The sequence below is a fragment of the Vibrio sp. 1401 genome, from assembly GCF_033340295.1.
Genome location: NZ_JAWOWF010000549.1, coordinates 1 through 606, shown reverse-complemented (window position 1 = coordinate 606; position 606 = coordinate 1). Strand labels below are relative to the sequence as shown.

The 606-nt window shown below is 43.1% G+C and carries 2 pseudogenes; both read right to left on the bottom strand.

Features of this window, described 5'->3' with window-relative positions:
• Positions 1-353: pseudogene (locus R7Z77_RS26765) on the bottom strand (chemotaxis protein); the annotation flags it as partial.
• A 121-nt stretch (positions 354-474) separates the two neighbouring features.
• Positions 475-606, bottom strand: a pseudogene (locus R7Z77_RS26760) (crossover junction endodeoxyribonuclease RuvC); the annotation flags it as partial.

The window sequence follows — 606 nt, the reverse complement described above, 5'->3', positions numbered from 1 at the left end:
ACAACCAACAAAGGCACCCAATAAGTTTGAGTTGAATCAACCACACCACCACTTTGATAAATGATATTGAGTGCATGCACCGACATCCCGACAAAGCCAAGGTTAAGTGATAACGCAGGTTGCTTAAACCATTTGAGACTAGAAGCGGAAATAAGCTCAAGAGTAATCAGAATGACAGAAGTTAAGATCAAGCTTTCGTGTCCATGCTTGAACCACTTAATTAAGCTATAAATTCCGACCAGAAAAGCGATGAAGGTAAATAAAGAGAGGATGTCAGCTTGACGTTGTTGCGTTCTCGTCCATTGAGGTTGGCGCGGCATAAATACACTGCGCCACAGCGTGGCTGGATTCATGTTCAATCTTCCTTGATTGATTTCTTATTAGACATCGGATCACTATAGTTTTGTAACATTTTCACAACAAATTTATTCCTTAAATCTGTCTGAGGGGTCTCATTTTTAGTACGGTGAGAGTCTAGCGATAACGCCCTTTTCTCGCACTGCTTGCTTTGCCTGCGAGCGCAACCAAGGTCTTGTTCGTATTGGCATGACAAATTGCCACACCGAGTGCATCCGCAGCATCGGCTTGAGGCTTTGCAGGTAATTT